The organism is Methanofollis sp., from assembly GCF_028702905.1.
Lineage (GTDB): Archaea > Halobacteriota > Methanomicrobia > Methanomicrobiales > Methanofollaceae > Methanofollis.
Map to the genome: position 1 here is coordinate 1 of NZ_JAQVNX010000059.1, position 12,807 is coordinate 12,807.

The following is a 12,807-nucleotide window of genomic DNA, read 5'->3' on the forward strand; positions in this document are numbered from 1 at the left end:
TCCCGGACACCATCCTGAACGGCCACCCGACGCAGCGCCTCCCGAACAACCTCAATGTCAGTTTCCGCTACATCGAGGGCGAGTCCGTCCTCCTCATGCTCGACGCCCACGGCATCTGCGCATCGACCGGGAGCGCGTGCAGTTCGGCGTCCCTCGAACCCTCGCACGTCCTCCTCGCGATCGGTCTCCCGCACGAGACGGCCCACGGGTCGCTCCGCCTCACCCTGGGCGACCTGACCACCGACGAGGACGTGGACCATGTCCTTGAGGTGCTCCCGACGATCGTCGAGAGACTGCGGAGCATGTCGCCCCTGTATGCGGCGCGGAACGGAGGTGTATGATGTACAACGAGACAGTGATGGACCATTTCATGAACCCGAGAAACGTGGGCGAGATGGAGGACCCCGACGGCGTCGGCGAGGTCGGCAACCCGACCTGCGGCGACATCATGAAGATCTTCCTGCGTATTCGGGACGACCGCATCGAGGACGTGAAGTTCATGACCTTCGGCTGCGGCGCCGCGATCGCCTCGTCGAGCATGGCGACCGAACTGATCAAGGGCAAGACCGTGGACGAGGCGTGGGAGATCACGAACAAAGCGGTGGCCGAGGCACTGCAGGGCCTCCCGCCGCAGAAACTCCACTGCTCCGTCCTCGCCGAGGAGGGCATCCACGCGGCGATCAACGACTACCGGAGGAAGCAGGGTCTCGAACCCCGGCCCGAGACCGGCCACGCCGCCCACGAGGAGGCCGGCGGCGATGCTGAGTGAGCACGAACGCGAACGCTACCGCCGGCAGACGATGCTCTTCGGCGAGGAGGGGCAGGAGAAACTCAAAAGAGCGACGGTCTTCGTCGCCGGTGCGGGCGGCCTCGGGTGCCCTGTCGCCCTGTACCTCGCCGCCGCGGGCATCGGTCATATCAGGATCGCGGACTGTGACACCGTGGAGACGACCAACCTGAACAGGCAGGTCCTCCACTGGGACAGAGATGTGGGGCGGGCGAAGGTCGCCTCGGCCGGCGAGAAACTCGCCGCCGTCAACCCGGAGATCGAGGTGGAGACGGCGCGGGTCGTCATCGACGCCTCCAATGTCGCCGACCTCGCCGGCGACGCAGACGTGATCGTGGACGCCATGGACAACTTCGAGACCCGCTACCTCCTCAACGAGGTCGCCCTGGCGAGGGGCATCCCCCTCGTCCACGGTGCGATCTCCGGGTTTTTCGGGCAGGCGACGACGATCATCCCGGAACAGACCCCGTGCCTCCGCTGCATCTTCCCGACGGCGCCGCCGAAGGAGACCTTCCCGGTGGTCGGCACGACACCCGGCGTCATCGGCCTCGTGCAGGCGAACGAGGTGATCAAGTACCTGACCGGGACCGGCGACCTCCTTGCCGGCCGTCTCCTCCTCTGGGACGGGACGAACTCCACGATGGAGACGATCGCCATGGAAAGACAGCCGAAGTGCCCGGCCTGCGGCCATCTGCATGAAAAGGTGTGTCCATGATAGAACTGACGCGTGACGATTTCGACGTGAACGAGATGATCGCACGGGCGAGAAAGCCGTCGATGGGTGCGCTGGTCACCTTTCTCGGCGTGGTGCGGGACGACGAGATCGAGGGCATGGAACTGGAGGCCTACGAGGAGGTCGCCCGCGCCGAACTCGGGGCGATCCGGGACGAGGCGTTTGCGACGTTCCCCGTCGAATCGGTGGACATCATCCACCGCACCGGGCGACTGAGGGTCGGCGAGAACATCCTCCTGATCATCGTCGGCGCCGGCCACAGGCAGGAGGCGTTCGCGGCCTGCGAGTACGTCCTCGAACGGATCAAGGAGAGCGTCCCCATCTGGAAGAAGGAGACGGTGAAGGGCGGGGACACCCGCTGGGTCTCCGGCCACCATGGCTGATCAGAGATAGTGCTCGTAGATCCGGTTCTTCTCCGGGTCTATGGCATAGTCCCCCGGACGGTCGAGGAGGTCGAGGGCGTTGATCTCCATGGCGATCACCTCCTCGAAGGTGTAGCACCTCCGTCTCAGTTCTCCTTCTTTCCTGTACCTCACCTCGATCCTGTCGAGGTGCTTCTCGGCGGCGACGATCCGGTGCATGCGCATATGCCGGTCTCCCCCCTCATAGCATTTGCGGGCAGGATTGATGCCCTTCCGGCCCCATACTCTTTGAGATCACTGATGACCGGCACGACAAAGAGAACGGGGGGCGGCGTCCTGCCGCAGAAGGAGAAGGGTTTTGTCTCGATACGGGTGCGGGCGCCGGCAGGCGTCCTGACGGCTGAGCAGATGGAGGCGGTCGCCGCGGTGTCGAGGAGGTTCGGGCGGGGCGATGTCGCCCTGACTCTCAGGCTCAATGCCGAGGTTCCCTGGGTCAGGCGCGAGGACGTCCCCGCCGCCGTCGAGGCCCTCGAACACGCCGGCCTTGCCGTCGGGAGCACCGGCGCAACCGTCAGGTCGGTCGTCGCCTGCAAGGGGACGTTCTGCCGCCACGGCATCGTCGACACCCAGGCCCTCGCCCGTGCCGTCGAGGAGAGTGTCGGCGGCCGCGCCCTGCCGAGAAAACTGAAGATCGCGATCGCCGGGTGCCCGAACAACTGTGCGAGGGTCCGGTTCAACGATATCGGGCTGATGGGCGAGGCGTACCCCGTCTTCGACCCGGAGGCCTGCACCCTCTGCGGCGCCTGCGCCAAGGTCTGCCGGGAGGGCGGGGCCGCCGTCGTCGACGGCACAATCCGTTTCTCGGCCAACGCCTGCATCGGGTGCGGTGACTGTATCGCCGTCTGCCCGGCAGGTGCGGTGACGGCGGAGACGAGGGGTGTCGTCGTCTATCTCGGCGGCATGGCGGGCCGCCACATCAGGACGGGCGTCCGCGCCGCAGGTCCCCTCGCGCCGGCGGACGTCCCGGCCTTCGTCCGCAGGGTCATCGACTATTTTGCCTGCCACGCAGAAAAGGGGGAGAGATTCGGAAATATGATGGACAGGATCGGGGAAGAGGAGGTCGTATCGGATCTCACTCGTCCCGTTCCCGATAGATCCTCCGGAGAGCACGGGCGATCTCGCTCTCCGGATGCGTCTCGGCGATGATCTCGGCGATCCGCACGGGGTCGGGGATTTTTCTCAGGATCACCCCGGAGAGATCCTCGTCCTCTCCCTTTCTGGCACTGAGCAGGCGCCGGTATGCCTCGTCGCTGATCTCTATGGATGGGGGAGACATCTCTCCCTTGATTATCGGATTTGTTATTATACCTTTCGTTTTTATTTTTCCCTGTTCATCAATTTGAACGCATTCGGCCTGGCCGCTGCGATTGGTATCAGGCATATCCTCCCTTTTCATCGGGTGACGGCCACGCCCCTGGCGCCACGCGTGGCATCCTGTGTTTTTTCGGCTCTGGAGATCCTCCTGAAGCGAATGTTTCATGAGCGATTCACCAGAGCCCTTTTTTCCTGTTCTGCCACGCCGGTGAAAGGCGGCACACCCCGCGCACCTCCGGCCGTATCCGCCGATCCGTGGAGAATTGCCGCACCACACACCTTATGTTGTCCGGATTCAAATACTCCTCAAAGAGGGAGGGGGCAGGTCCGGCAACGATTGGGGCCTGTCTCAGCGGGTATGGAAGAGTCTGAACATCTGCAATCGCTCGATATCGTGGAACTCCACGCTCTCAGCATCATCGCCGACAACCAGCCCGGCGTCCTCAGGGACATCGCCGCGGTGATGGCGGCGAACGCGACGAACGTGCTCACCGTCCAGCAGTCGATCATGGCATCCGGCTCCGACGCCGGGAAGGCGCTCTTTTACTTCGAGGTCGAGTGCGCCGGCGGCATCGCGGACGCGATCTCCGGTCTCCTGACGATCCCGACAGTCCGCCATGTCTCGACCCACGACACCTTCTCCAGAATCTTCGGCTCCAGAGTCATCATCATCGGTGGCGGGGCCCAGGTCGCGCAGGTGGCCCTCGGCGCTGTGAACGAGGCCGACAGACACAATATCAGGGGCGAGAGGATCTCGGTGGACACGATCCCCCTGGTCGGCGAGAAAGACCTTGCAGAGGCCGTCGACGCCGTCGCCCGCCTCCCGAGAGCCTCTATACTCGTGCTTGCCGGTTCCCTGATGGGCGGGACGATCTCCGGGGCCGTCGACAAAGTGCGGGCCGCGGGCATCCCGGTCATCGCCCTGAAGATGGCGGGGAGCGTCCCGAAACACGCCGACCTCGTCGTCACCGACCCTATCCAGGCCGGCGTCTTTGCAGTGATGCACGTCTCGAAGCGTGCGGTCTTCGATATCTATCGCGTCTGCGGACGGGAGTTCTGAGATGGACGAAACGATTATTCATCAGGCTGTGAAGGTGCTCGGGCGCGACGGTCTCGTCGTGTACCCGACAGACACGATCTACGGCCTCGGGGCCGATGCCTTCTCCGAATATGCAATCGAGCGCGTGTATGAGGCGAAGATCCGCCCACGGTCCATGCCGGTCTCGGTCTCGGTCTCCGACATCGAGATGCTCGGCGCGATCGCCTTCGTGGACAGGTTCGCCGACGCCTTCGTCGACCGCTTTCTCCCGGGTCCGGTGACCGTCATCCTGAAGGCGAAGTCCTGTCTCCCCGAGATCCTCACCGTCGGCACCGGCCTCATCGGGGTCCGCATCCCCGACCACCCGGTGCCCCTGGCGATCATCAGGGAGTTTGACGCCCCGATCACGGCGACCTCGGCGAACATCCACGGCGCCGCCGACCCGGTAACGGTCAACGACGTCCACGTCCCCCACGACTTCCTCATCGACGGGGGCAGGCTGCCGGGGACGCCGAGCACGGTGGTGGACCTGGTGAACAGGACGGTGATCCGCGCCGGCGCACAGATCGAGGAGGTGGGAGAATTCTTCCGGGAGAGGGCATGACGCCGATCCGGCTGCGCGACTTCGTCGAGGACAGGGACGGCCTGATCTACGCCGTCTCGGCCTACGACAATGCGGAGAGGGTGGGGTGCGTCCTCAGGTACGTCCCCGACCCGGCGGGGAAGCGCGTCGACCCCGCGGGCAGGCACTTTTCCAAACTCGATTTCGGGCCTGCCTTCGAGTATATCAGGGAGCACAAGCCCGAGTACCTCGACGACCTCCACCGGGTGCCGCCCGCGGACATCGTGCGGGTCTACAAGCCCGACGAGAGGATCGACTGGATCGCATCCCGCGATGAACGAGTGAAGCGCCTCCTCTCCCTCTTCGACCTCCCGGCGGGCAGCGTGGGCTGCACCGGCTCCCGCCTCCTCGGCGTGGAGAACGGGGCCTCGGACATCGACCTGGTCGTCTACGGGCCGGCCTGGTTCTCGGCGCAGGCGCAGTTGAAGCGCCTCGTCGCGGCCGGAAAGGTCCCGGCGATGAGCGAGGAGATGTGGCGGAAGGTCTACACGAAGCGCGTCCCGGAGATCTCCTTCGACGCCTTCGTCCTCCACGAGGGGAGGAAGTGGAACCGCGGCGAGTTCGGCGGCACCTACTTCGACCTGCTGTATACGCGGGCATATGATGCCCTCGCCTCGGCACCGGCCGGGAAGGGGAGGGTGCTCGGCCGGGCGACGATCGAGGCGACGGTGACAGACGCCTCCCACGCCTTCGACGCGCCCGCCGTCTACGAGGTGGAGCACGAGACGGTCTCCCGCGTCATCTCCTTCACCCACACCTACTCGGGCCAGGCACTCGCGGGCGAGACGATCGAGGCGCAGGGTGTCCTTGAACAGCACGGCGACACGCAGTGGCTCATCGTCGGCACGACCCGCGAGGCGAAGGGCGAGTATATTCTCTCGAAGACGCTGATGGAACAGGGCTGATCTCTTTTTTTTGTACGGGGGCGGGCCGATCGCCCATTATGGATAATCCTGAATAATTCGGCTATGTGAAATCCTGTTCTGGCGTGCCTGTGCCGGGGGACTACGCCCCCGGACCCCCGCTCAGGATAGGCAGGGATACGGCACTCTCCCTCCTCAGGATCTCGGGTTCGCTCTTCCCCCGTCCTATCCTGAGATCGGGGGTCTGGGGGAACGACCGAAGGGAGTCGAGAAGACGAAGTCTTCGCTGGACGAGCGATAGCGAGGAGTCCCCCGGTGGAGGGTGTGGGGAAGGTAGTGGATCGGTGTCTCTTCCGGGGGACTACCGCCCCCGGCAGCGAAAACCTACGGTCAACGGCAAATCCGAGATTTGCCAGAACAGGATAATCTTCGATTTTCCCGTATTTCTCGAATTCGCTGACGCTCATTTCCCCCGATCTCAGGATAGGGACGAGATGGGTATCTCCCTCCTCTGAATTTTCTGTACTCCCGTTCCTCGTCCTATCCTCATTTCAAGGTGCGTAGCCCTCTGGCACAGGCACGCCGACTCACTCACAACAACTCCGAAAGCCTCCGCGGTCCGGGTGCGCACCTCTCCTGGTGCGGGCACCGGGTGCACGGGGGGTTGAGGGGCTTTCGCGGTATCCGCCCCTCGTCCACGATCTTCGCGGCGGCGATCGCCCGGATCATCGCCCGCCTGTCCCGCGGGCCCGGCGTGCAGAAGCGGATCACGCCCGAGGGGACGTACTCCACCCACCCGCCCTCCACCTCGAGTCCGAGGGAGTCCTGCACGCACGCGGTGTAGCAGGCGACGCGCAGCCTGTCCGCGGCATGGACGCCGGCCTTCGGCGCCTCGCCCGCCCGCGTGATCGCGAAGCCCGGCAGGGCCGGGTCGACCTTGTCCGCGACGCCCCTGATCCCCAGGCGCTCCGAGGAGACCTGGACGTCGAAGTCCGAAAAAAGAATCCACTCTTTATCCCGGCAGTTCTCCATGCACTGCGCGAAGAGGTGGTGCTCCTCCTCGCCCGCATGGGGGAGGACGGCGAGCACCTCCTCCCAGACCTCGCCCGGGTCGAAGGGCGTGCCCAGGTGGTACGAGACCTGCTTGCAGACCGCGTACCGCGGCGGCTCCTCCCTCTCCTCCTGCCTGTCCAGGTACAGGCGGAGGGGGCAGAAATGGGCGGCCGCGACCGATCCGATCCCGACCTGCCCGCGGTCCCTGTCGGTTACGTCCATCGCACAAACCCTTAATGGGTACCTGTTTATATCTTATGCTATGGCTCAGAACGAGATTGCGGTCAATCTCCCCCAGACTCTCGACCCGGTCTATGCGAACCGCATCCAGGTCGCCTACAAGGAGGACGAGTTCACGTTCATCTTCCTCCACGAGATCCCGGGCACGAACCAGGCACGGGCGAAGGCGATCGTCTCCATCACCCCGAAACATGCAAAGAACCTCCTCTCCGTCCTCGCCCGGAGCATGAAGGACTATGAGGAGAAGTTCGGGACCATCCAACCCCCTGCGGAGAAGACCGGGGACGCGAACGTGACCATGCGGGGCTACTCGTAAGCACTGTCGCCCCCTCCCGTCGCTCTTTTTTTCGGCACCTCCTGTGCCTGTTTTATATATCTGGTCGTACTCCCATTCCGTCGGGGCCATGATCCGCCAGCTGGGCAGGTACCGGCAGATTGTCGGCGTTCTGGTGAAGTATGGGCTGGGTGCCGTTGTCGAGGGCGCCTTTCCCCCTCCGGCCGGGCCCGGGATCAGGAAAGGACCGGGGGAGGCCGCCCCCGATCCGCTGTACCGCCGGGTCCGCCTGGCGATCGAGGAACTCGGCCCCACCTTCATCAAGTTCGGGCAGATCCTGAGCACCCGCCGCGAGGTGCTGCCGCGGGGCCTTGTCGAGGAACTGGAGATGCTGACAGACACGGTGGCCCCCCTCCCCTTCGCGGTGATCAGGCCGATCGTCGAGGAGGAGTGCGGCCCGATCGCCGAGGCCTTCGCCTCCTTCGATGAAGAACCCGTTGCGGCGGCGTCCCTCGCCCAGGTCCACCGGGCCGTCCTGAAGGACGGGAGGGTCGTCGCCGTCAAGGTGCAGCGCCCCGGCATCAGGAAGGTGATCGAGGACGACCTGGAGATCCTCGCCTCCCTCGCCCGGCGGGTCGAGCGTCACCGCCCCGACCTTGCCGTCTACAACCCGACAGGCCTCGTGCAGGAGTTCGCCCTCCAGATCAGGCGGGAACTCGACTTCGTGCAGGAGGGGAAGAACGCCGCGGCCCTCGCCCGCAACCTGGAGGACTTTCCCCGCGTCGTCGTCCCCGCGATCGTCTGGGCGTACTCGGGGCCCCGCCTGCTGACCATGACCTTCATCGACGGGGTGCGGATCGACGACCTCGACGGGATCAGGGCGCTCGACGTCTCTCCGACACGTATCGCCGACATCCTGCTCAATGTGTACCTGAAGCAGGTCTTCGAGGACGGTTTCTTCCACGCCGACCCCCACCCCGGCAACCTCCTGGTGACCCGGGCCGGGTCTCTCGCCTTCGTCGACTTCGGGACCGTCGGGATACTCCGCCCCGAACGCCGGGACGCCTTCATCCGCCTCGTCTACGGCGTCGTCGACGAGGACACGGACGCGGTCGTCGAGGCCTACCGCGACCTGGGGATCGCTCCCAGGGACGGGACCGTCGACCTCTTCAAGGACGAGATCTATGCCACCCTCCGGGGCCTCGGGTCGTACGAGATCGGCATGGTGGATATCAGGGGGGTGATGGAAGAGATCCCGGAGACCCTCCGGCGCTACCACCTCCGCGTCCCTCTCTCGATGATGCAGGTGATCAAGGTCATCCTCTTCCTCACCTCGATCTGCCTGAATCTGGACCCTTCGTTTAATTTCCCGGCGCGGGCCGGACCGGCGGTCAGGAAGATCCGTATGCGCCAGATCTTTTCGGCAGAGAGACTGGAGCACATGGTGGCGTCGGTGCGCCGGCAGATCAGGGACGCGGTCGAACTCCCGCAGACGGCGAACACCACGCTCAGGAAACTCTCGGCCGGGGGCGTCTCCATCGGCATCGTGAGCGCCGACCTGGCAGACCTCGCCGCCTCTGTCAGGTACGCCGCGAATATCCTCCTCCTCGGCATGGTCGCGGCCGGTTTCGTCCTGGCGGCGGGTCTGGTCATGCTCTCCTCGGAGCGCCCTGAAAGTCCGATTCTGCGCGAGGCGATCTCCACGGTGACCTTCTCCGGTTTTGGTCTGGCGATCATCATCGCTCTCGTGGCCGTCTATCTCGTGCTGGTCAGGCGTTGAGGGGCGGTTTCCAGACCTACTCCCTCCTGCGGGAGCGCCTCCTCATCCCCGCGGCCCTCGCCCTCCTCCTTGCCGCGCTCTTCCTCGCCCTCCCCTGGAGAGGCGGGGGTCCGGGCCCCCACCGATGAGTATCTTTATAATTCCGCGGGGTCAATATGATAGAGTACCTGCCGCCGTGGCTTAGCGGTATAGCGGCTGATTCGTAATCAGCAGGTCGAGGGTTCAATTCCCTCCGGCGGCTTCAAGGATCTGTTTCCTTAATCCCTTTTTGAAAAGAAACCTTCAACGCACGTATTTTCTAAGGATAGATCTTCCGAAGTTTTTACGGTGCGGCACCGCACCGGATCATCACCGTTCTGAAAAATAAGTCTTTTCCTTTGCCTTTCAAGGGTCGTGGATCGATGTGTGGTTATGGGGGAGTCCTCCGCTGGTACACGGGGGATCGGTGTCTGCGCCCCCCTTTCCCCCGTCCAACCTGCGTGTCTTCCCTTTCAACTCCTGGAGGACGGACGTGTAATAATTCACAAAAGAGTATTTTGTTGTGGTGACTTCCACAACGAGGGGGTGACTTATAGAGTTTATGGTAACTTCTCGTTTTGCATTTGTTTTTTGTATGCTTCCGCGTGGCTCATCATCCACTCGGCGATAGAGATAAACTGATGCGGCGACATTCGGATGTCGATGATCTGGTTCCGTCTAATCCTACCGATATTCATCACTCCTGTTTTTTCCTCGACCCTGGGTTCGAAGTTGTCGAGATAGAATACAATCTGACCCCCATTGGGATCCAACCCTCCATAGGCGCCGGTTACATAGGCCGTCCTAAATTGGGGATCATTGCTCAGGGCATATGATGGCTCCTCTTTCGTTTCCTGATCAGTCATTTTTTACCTCGGCGTACTGGGGGCCTGAACTCGACGAGACGTCATATGATGGTCCCGGGATTTTTAGCCCGACACTTTCTGGACCGTGGAGTCTGTTTTGTTCGAGTGGTTCGAGTGTGTTGTTCCAGTTTGCCATGTCAATCCTATCCGCGATATCTATTTTCTGGAGAATTTTTTCTGTCTTTTTTGTATTTATTGAATAGAAGAGTATATCTCTTCGAGAGATGTAATTCGGCAGATTGTCACTTTGATCAATCTTAAAATCATTTTGATCCCACTTTTGTTTGTAATACGGCATAACGTCCTTCAGACTCAACCCGGGTGTGGTCTCTGTGCTCTGCTGTGAACGTTCAGGCAGAAGATCCTCATAAATCGTAGCAAACAGGTTTGTACCCATCGCTGTTGGTTCGTAGTAGATCTTCCGGCGATCTCCTATGTCCTTGACCTGCACCTTCCTGGCCACAAGGCCCCCATTAACCAGATCCTTCAGGATCGGTGCCATAGTGTTTGGATTTGCCCCAAATTGCTCCTTCACTTCGTTGAAATATTTCTGCCCTTCAGTAGTCAGTGCAATATATACTGCCCATCTTTGACCGCTTGAGAGGGCATTGAATGCCTCGCGGATTTCCAACGGCACGAGGTTGAGATATCGCTCGACTACCTCCTCATTCATCATTCACTCACTCCCAGCAATTTCAGTTATAGATTCCTAACTGATATGAATTTTTTTGTTTATCTTGGTGTCGATCACCAATACCCCCTGAAGCAATCAGTCCGTCAAAGTAATACCCTCACCCACCCCAACCCGTTTTGATGCTTACCCCCCTCTCCACAATCGATATCATAAATGCACGTCTTGCACGATTAGAATCCCTCAAAGCGCAGACCCCAATAGGAATCTACGGATCTTTTTATAATAACCGAAAGGAGGATCTGATCCGTCTGCGCGACTCTCTCCGGAAACTTGGATATAACGCCCGGATATCGGAGGATCTTGATGGTGGAAGTGGAAATATAGGTGGGATAAGCAAGTCTGTTTGGGACAGGGAATTGAGCGAACGCCTGATTAATGAAAGTGATGCCCATATTTTTGTAGTACCTCGGCGCCGAGAAGGAGAGTCAGATACTCTCATTCAATCAGTATCCATGGAACTAGAGCGTCTTAATACCCTGATAGAGTGTGGGACTAAGAAAAATCAACAGATTGCTGTGTTTTATGAACTTGGCCTGATGGATCTTAAAGAATGGGGAGTGGGTGCAGTATTCAGAGGTTTAATTGATCGTTCGCAATCTTGGACCGTGGGGGAGTTTGAAAGAATCAATGATCTCCTGCCGCAGGCGCGTTCATTCTGTTTCGATGCCCTGTACCGCCTAGGTCGCTAATTTGTGGGTTTATCCCACTTTTCTCAAGCCCCGTGGATCGTAGCCTCATCGGGGTAATGTTTTCTGACATTGCTTGTTGGTTTGTGCCCGCCCCTGTCGCGGGAATGATGCCCTCTGGTGGCTTCTGCGCGTGCGAGCCTTCCGGCGGCTCTGTTTCTTTTGTTCGGGTTTTTTTGAAAACAGAGTTTTTTTGTGCCTCTGATACTCGTTATGGTCGGCGCAACACTTTTAAATCAACACTGTTGATTGTGGTATACCCTGCGGAGGATGAACCGCACTGCGCAAGGCGTGTCGCCAGGATGTACCGGCCGCATGTCCGGCGCCATCATCATCCCTCTGTCAATCCCATGATCTCGTCGTATTTCTGCCAATCCACATCTGCGTCTACCGACTATCGAGCTGGTCTTTCGATCCGGTGTGCGTCATTCATGTTGATCGTCACCTTGCTGTCCGGGATTTCATATAGATCCACAAGAAGATTTTCATCCCTCTCTGCTTCGTACTGAGCATAAGCGGCGTCGTACGTTGCGATCACCCCAAAGATCAGGGGGGTGTAACGGTTAACAAGAGGGGGACAGGTCCTTCCCCCCACGATCACGTCCGGAGGATCGTAATCGTTTAAAGTGGGGGCGCCGGATGGTGGTGCGATCATTGTAAGTATGATCAATACTTACAATCCTACCATGTCTGCAACAAAGCGCGTGCCCGTCTCAGAAGGGGTATGGTCTGACCTCTCTACCCTGAAAGGTCCCGGTCAGACCTATGATGATCTCCTTGCCTCAATGATCGAGCAGGAAAAGAAGCGGCGCTTCATCGAAGACATGGACCGCATCGAAGAAGAAGGTGACTTCGTGGAGCTGGACTTTGGCGTACAAAATTCTGATTGATCGGAAGGTCGGAGAGTCCCTTCGCCGCCTCAGTCCAAAAAGCCAGCGGATCATCATGGACAAACTCTCCACTCTTGTCGAGGATCCCTATCCTGGCAATGGAAGCGACAAAGAGCGCCTCTGTGTGCAAGGCCGTGATGATACCTATCGACTTCACATCAGCCACACCTACACTGCATTTTACCGGATCCACGAACCAGAAAAAGAAGTGCGGATCCTCGCGGTGATGTCAATCGAGCAGGCACACAAAAAGTATGGGTGGTTCTGATAGGCTAGTGTCGGGGATCACTGAACTTTTTCAGTTGCGCTTTCTTTCATCGCCAGGAAATGGGCGGAACTAGTTGAGAATGAACAGGGCGATTCCGATAATAATCACTAGTGAACTACCCCGGCCTGAAGACCGGGCTTCCTGCTTCATCCTCCCTCTATTGAGGTGAGTCCACAGGCTCGACGGCGCGTCCCGCACCTGCTACCCCCACAAGGTTCTGCTCTTGCAGGGCAAACTTCTTGATATTGATCGCCGCGT

General features: G+C 60.6%; 18 protein-coding genes and 1 tRNA gene. 15 read left to right on the forward strand and 4 right to left on the reverse strand.

Features of this window, described 5'->3' with window-relative positions:
* The 4 genes from PHP59_RS08065 to PHP59_RS08080 form a co-directional block, all read left to right on the forward strand.
* Positions 1-341 (forward strand): aminotransferase class V-fold PLP-dependent enzyme (locus PHP59_RS08065; protein WP_300165822.1); only part of this gene is annotated, 341 nt, incomplete at its 5' end.
* Positions 341-769 carry a Fe-S cluster assembly scaffold protein NifU gene (gene nifU / locus PHP59_RS08070; protein WP_300165823.1) on the forward strand — a complete coding sequence of 143 codons (429 nt, stop codon included), beginning with the start codon at positions 341-343 and terminating at the stop codon, positions 767-769. The genes PHP59_RS08065 and nifU, both read left to right, overlap by 1 nt.
* The gene (locus PHP59_RS08075) at positions 759-1,502 is read left to right on the forward strand and encodes a HesA/MoeB/ThiF family protein (RefSeq protein WP_300165825.1); all 744 of its coding nucleotides are present in this window, start codon (positions 759-761) and stop codon (positions 1,500-1,502) included. The genes nifU and PHP59_RS08075 overlap by 11 nt, the downstream gene beginning before the upstream one ends.
* Positions 1,499-1,903 carry a molybdenum cofactor biosynthesis protein MoaE gene (locus PHP59_RS08080; protein ID WP_300165827.1) on the forward strand — a complete coding sequence of 135 codons (405 nt, stop codon included), beginning with the start codon at positions 1,499-1,501 and terminating at the stop codon, positions 1,901-1,903. Before PHP59_RS08075 ends, PHP59_RS08080 begins: the two co-directional genes overlap by 4 nt.
* On the opposite strand, the gene PHP59_RS08085 is transcribed toward PHP59_RS08080, so the two are convergent.
* Entirely contained in the window at positions 1,904-2,107 is a 204-nt protein-coding gene (locus tag PHP59_RS08085; protein ID WP_300165829.1) for a hypothetical protein, read from the reverse strand. It lies immediately after the preceding gene.
* A gap of 75 nt (positions 2,108-2,182) precedes the next feature.
* On the opposite strand from PHP59_RS08085, the gene PHP59_RS08090 reads away from it, so the two are divergent.
* The 4 genes from PHP59_RS08090 (at position 2,183) to PHP59_RS08105 (ending at position 5,822) form a co-directional block, all read left to right on the forward strand.
* Complete coding sequence (locus PHP59_RS08090; protein WP_300165831.1) at positions 2,183-3,088, forward strand: 4Fe-4S dicluster domain-containing protein; 906 nt, start codon at positions 2,183-2,185, stop codon at positions 3,086-3,088.
* 526 nt (positions 3,089-3,614) lie between these two features.
* Positions 3,615-4,316 carry a DUF5612 domain-containing protein gene (locus PHP59_RS08095; protein WP_300165833.1) on the forward strand — a complete coding sequence of 234 codons (702 nt, stop codon included), beginning with the start codon at positions 3,615-3,617 and terminating at the stop codon, positions 4,314-4,316.
* 1 nt (position 4,317) lies between these two features.
* Positions 4,318-4,899 carry an L-threonylcarbamoyladenylate synthase gene (locus PHP59_RS08100; protein WP_300165835.1) on the forward strand — a complete coding sequence of 194 codons (582 nt, stop codon included), beginning with the start codon at positions 4,318-4,320 and terminating at the stop codon, positions 4,897-4,899.
* Positions 4,896-5,822 (forward strand): nucleotidyltransferase domain-containing protein, encoded by a 927-nt coding sequence (locus PHP59_RS08105; protein WP_300165837.1) that lies wholly within the window; start codon positions 4,896-4,898, stop codon positions 5,820-5,822. Before PHP59_RS08100 ends, PHP59_RS08105 begins: the two co-directional genes overlap by 4 nt.
* A 549-nt stretch (positions 5,823-6,371) precedes the next feature.
* Here the strand turns inward: PHP59_RS08105 and PHP59_RS08110 are convergent.
* Positions 6,372-7,055, reverse strand: a complete 684-nt coding sequence (locus PHP59_RS08110) for a Dna2/Cas4 domain-containing protein (protein WP_300165839.1) — start codon at positions 7,053-7,055, stop codon at positions 6,372-6,374.
* A 40-nt stretch (positions 7,056-7,095) separates the two neighbouring features.
* On the opposite strand from PHP59_RS08110, the gene PHP59_RS08115 reads away from it, so the two are divergent.
* From PHP59_RS08115 to PHP59_RS08130, 4 genes are all read left to right on the forward strand, one after another.
* A complete protein-coding gene (locus tag PHP59_RS08115; protein ID WP_300165860.1) occupies positions 7,096-7,389 on the forward strand; it encodes a DUF3467 domain-containing protein in 294 nt (97 codons plus the stop codon).
* An 88-nt stretch (positions 7,390-7,477) separates the two neighbouring features.
* Positions 7,478-9,127 carry an AarF/ABC1/UbiB kinase family protein gene (locus tag PHP59_RS08120; RefSeq protein WP_300165862.1) on the forward strand — a complete coding sequence of 550 codons (1,650 nt, stop codon included), beginning with the start codon at positions 7,478-7,480 and terminating at the stop codon, positions 9,125-9,127.
* Positions 9,124-9,255, forward strand: coding sequence for a hypothetical protein (locus PHP59_RS08125; RefSeq protein WP_300165864.1), 132 nt, complete (start codon positions 9,124-9,126; stop codon positions 9,253-9,255). The genes PHP59_RS08120 and PHP59_RS08125 overlap by 4 nt, the downstream gene beginning before the upstream one ends.
* A 41-nt stretch (positions 9,256-9,296) precedes the next feature.
* A tRNA-Thr gene (locus PHP59_RS08130) sits at positions 9,297-9,368 on the forward strand.
* Positions 9,369-9,705: 337 nt separating this feature from the next.
* On the opposite strand, the gene PHP59_RS08135 is transcribed toward PHP59_RS08130, so the two are convergent.
* On the reverse strand, positions 9,706-10,011 hold the full coding sequence (locus tag PHP59_RS08135) for a hypothetical protein (protein ID WP_300165866.1): 306 nt from the start codon (positions 10,009-10,011) through the stop codon (positions 9,706-9,708).
* The gene (locus PHP59_RS08140) at positions 10,004-10,687 is read right to left on the reverse strand and encodes a MarR family winged helix-turn-helix transcriptional regulator (protein WP_300165867.1); all 684 of its coding nucleotides are present in this window, start codon (positions 10,685-10,687) and stop codon (positions 10,004-10,006) included. The genes PHP59_RS08135 and PHP59_RS08140 overlap by 8 nt, the downstream gene beginning before the upstream one ends.
* 137 nt (positions 10,688-10,824) lie before the next feature.
* On the opposite strand from PHP59_RS08140, the gene PHP59_RS08145 reads away from it, so the two are divergent.
* The 3 genes from PHP59_RS08145 (at position 10,825) to PHP59_RS08155 (ending at position 12,549) form a co-directional block, all read left to right on the forward strand.
* Positions 10,825-11,394: a hypothetical protein gene (locus PHP59_RS08145; protein WP_300165869.1), complete on the forward strand. Its 570-nt coding sequence runs from the start codon at positions 10,825-10,827 to the stop codon at positions 11,392-11,394.
* Between the two features lie 683 nt (positions 11,395-12,077).
* Positions 12,078-12,281: a hypothetical protein gene (locus PHP59_RS08150; RefSeq protein WP_300165871.1), complete on the forward strand. Its 204-nt coding sequence runs from the start codon at positions 12,078-12,080 to the stop codon at positions 12,279-12,281.
* On the forward strand, positions 12,238-12,549 hold the full coding sequence (locus tag PHP59_RS08155; protein WP_342678806.1) for a type II toxin-antitoxin system RelE/ParE family toxin: 312 nt from the start codon (positions 12,238-12,240) through the stop codon (positions 12,547-12,549). Before PHP59_RS08150 ends, PHP59_RS08155 begins: the two co-directional genes overlap by 44 nt.
* Positions 12,550-12,807: the final 258 nt, after the last annotated feature.

Excerpts from the sequence above, each read along its gene's own strand:
- PHP59_RS08075 (WP_300165825.1), top strand. The coding sequence starts at position 759 with ATGCTGAGTGAGCACGAACGCGAACGCTACCGCCGGCAGACGATGCTC.
- PHP59_RS08150 (WP_300165871.1), top strand. The coding sequence starts at position 12,078 with ATGTCTGCAACAAAGCGCGTGCCCGTCTCAGAAGGGGTATGGTCTGAC.
- PHP59_RS08110 (WP_300165839.1), bottom strand. The coding sequence starts at position 7,055 with ATGGACGTAACCGACAGGGACCGCGGGCAGGTCGGGATCGGATCGGTC.
- PHP59_RS08145 (WP_300165869.1), top strand. The coding sequence starts at position 10,825 with ATGCTTACCCCCCTCTCCACAATCGATATCATAAATGCACGTCTTGCA.
- PHP59_RS08085 (WP_300165829.1), bottom strand. The coding sequence starts at position 2,107 with ATGCGCATGCACCGGATCGTCGCCGCCGAGAAGCACCTCGACAGGATC.
- PHP59_RS08080 (WP_300165827.1), top strand. The coding sequence starts at position 1,499 with ATGATAGAACTGACGCGTGACGATTTCGACGTGAACGAGATGATCGCA.
- PHP59_RS08120 (WP_300165862.1), top strand. The coding sequence starts at position 7,478 with ATGATCCGCCAGCTGGGCAGGTACCGGCAGATTGTCGGCGTTCTGGTG.
- PHP59_RS08090 (WP_300165831.1), top strand. The coding sequence starts at position 2,183 with ATGACCGGCACGACAAAGAGAACGGGGGGCGGCGTCCTGCCGCAGAAG.
- PHP59_RS08095 (WP_300165833.1), top strand. The coding sequence starts at position 3,615 with ATGGAAGAGTCTGAACATCTGCAATCGCTCGATATCGTGGAACTCCAC.
- PHP59_RS08100 (WP_300165835.1), top strand. The coding sequence starts at position 4,318 with ATGGACGAAACGATTATTCATCAGGCTGTGAAGGTGCTCGGGCGCGAC.
- PHP59_RS08105 (WP_300165837.1), top strand. The coding sequence starts at position 4,896 with ATGACGCCGATCCGGCTGCGCGACTTCGTCGAGGACAGGGACGGCCTG.
- PHP59_RS08115 (WP_300165860.1), top strand. The coding sequence starts at position 7,096 with ATGGCTCAGAACGAGATTGCGGTCAATCTCCCCCAGACTCTCGACCCG.
- PHP59_RS08135 (WP_300165866.1), bottom strand. The coding sequence starts at position 10,011 with ATGACTGATCAGGAAACGAAAGAGGAGCCATCATATGCCCTGAGCAAT.
- nifU (WP_300165823.1), top strand. The coding sequence starts at position 341 with ATGTACAACGAGACAGTGATGGACCATTTCATGAACCCGAGAAACGTG.
- PHP59_RS08140 (WP_300165867.1), bottom strand. The coding sequence starts at position 10,687 with ATGATGAATGAGGAGGTAGTCGAGCGATATCTCAACCTCGTGCCGTTG.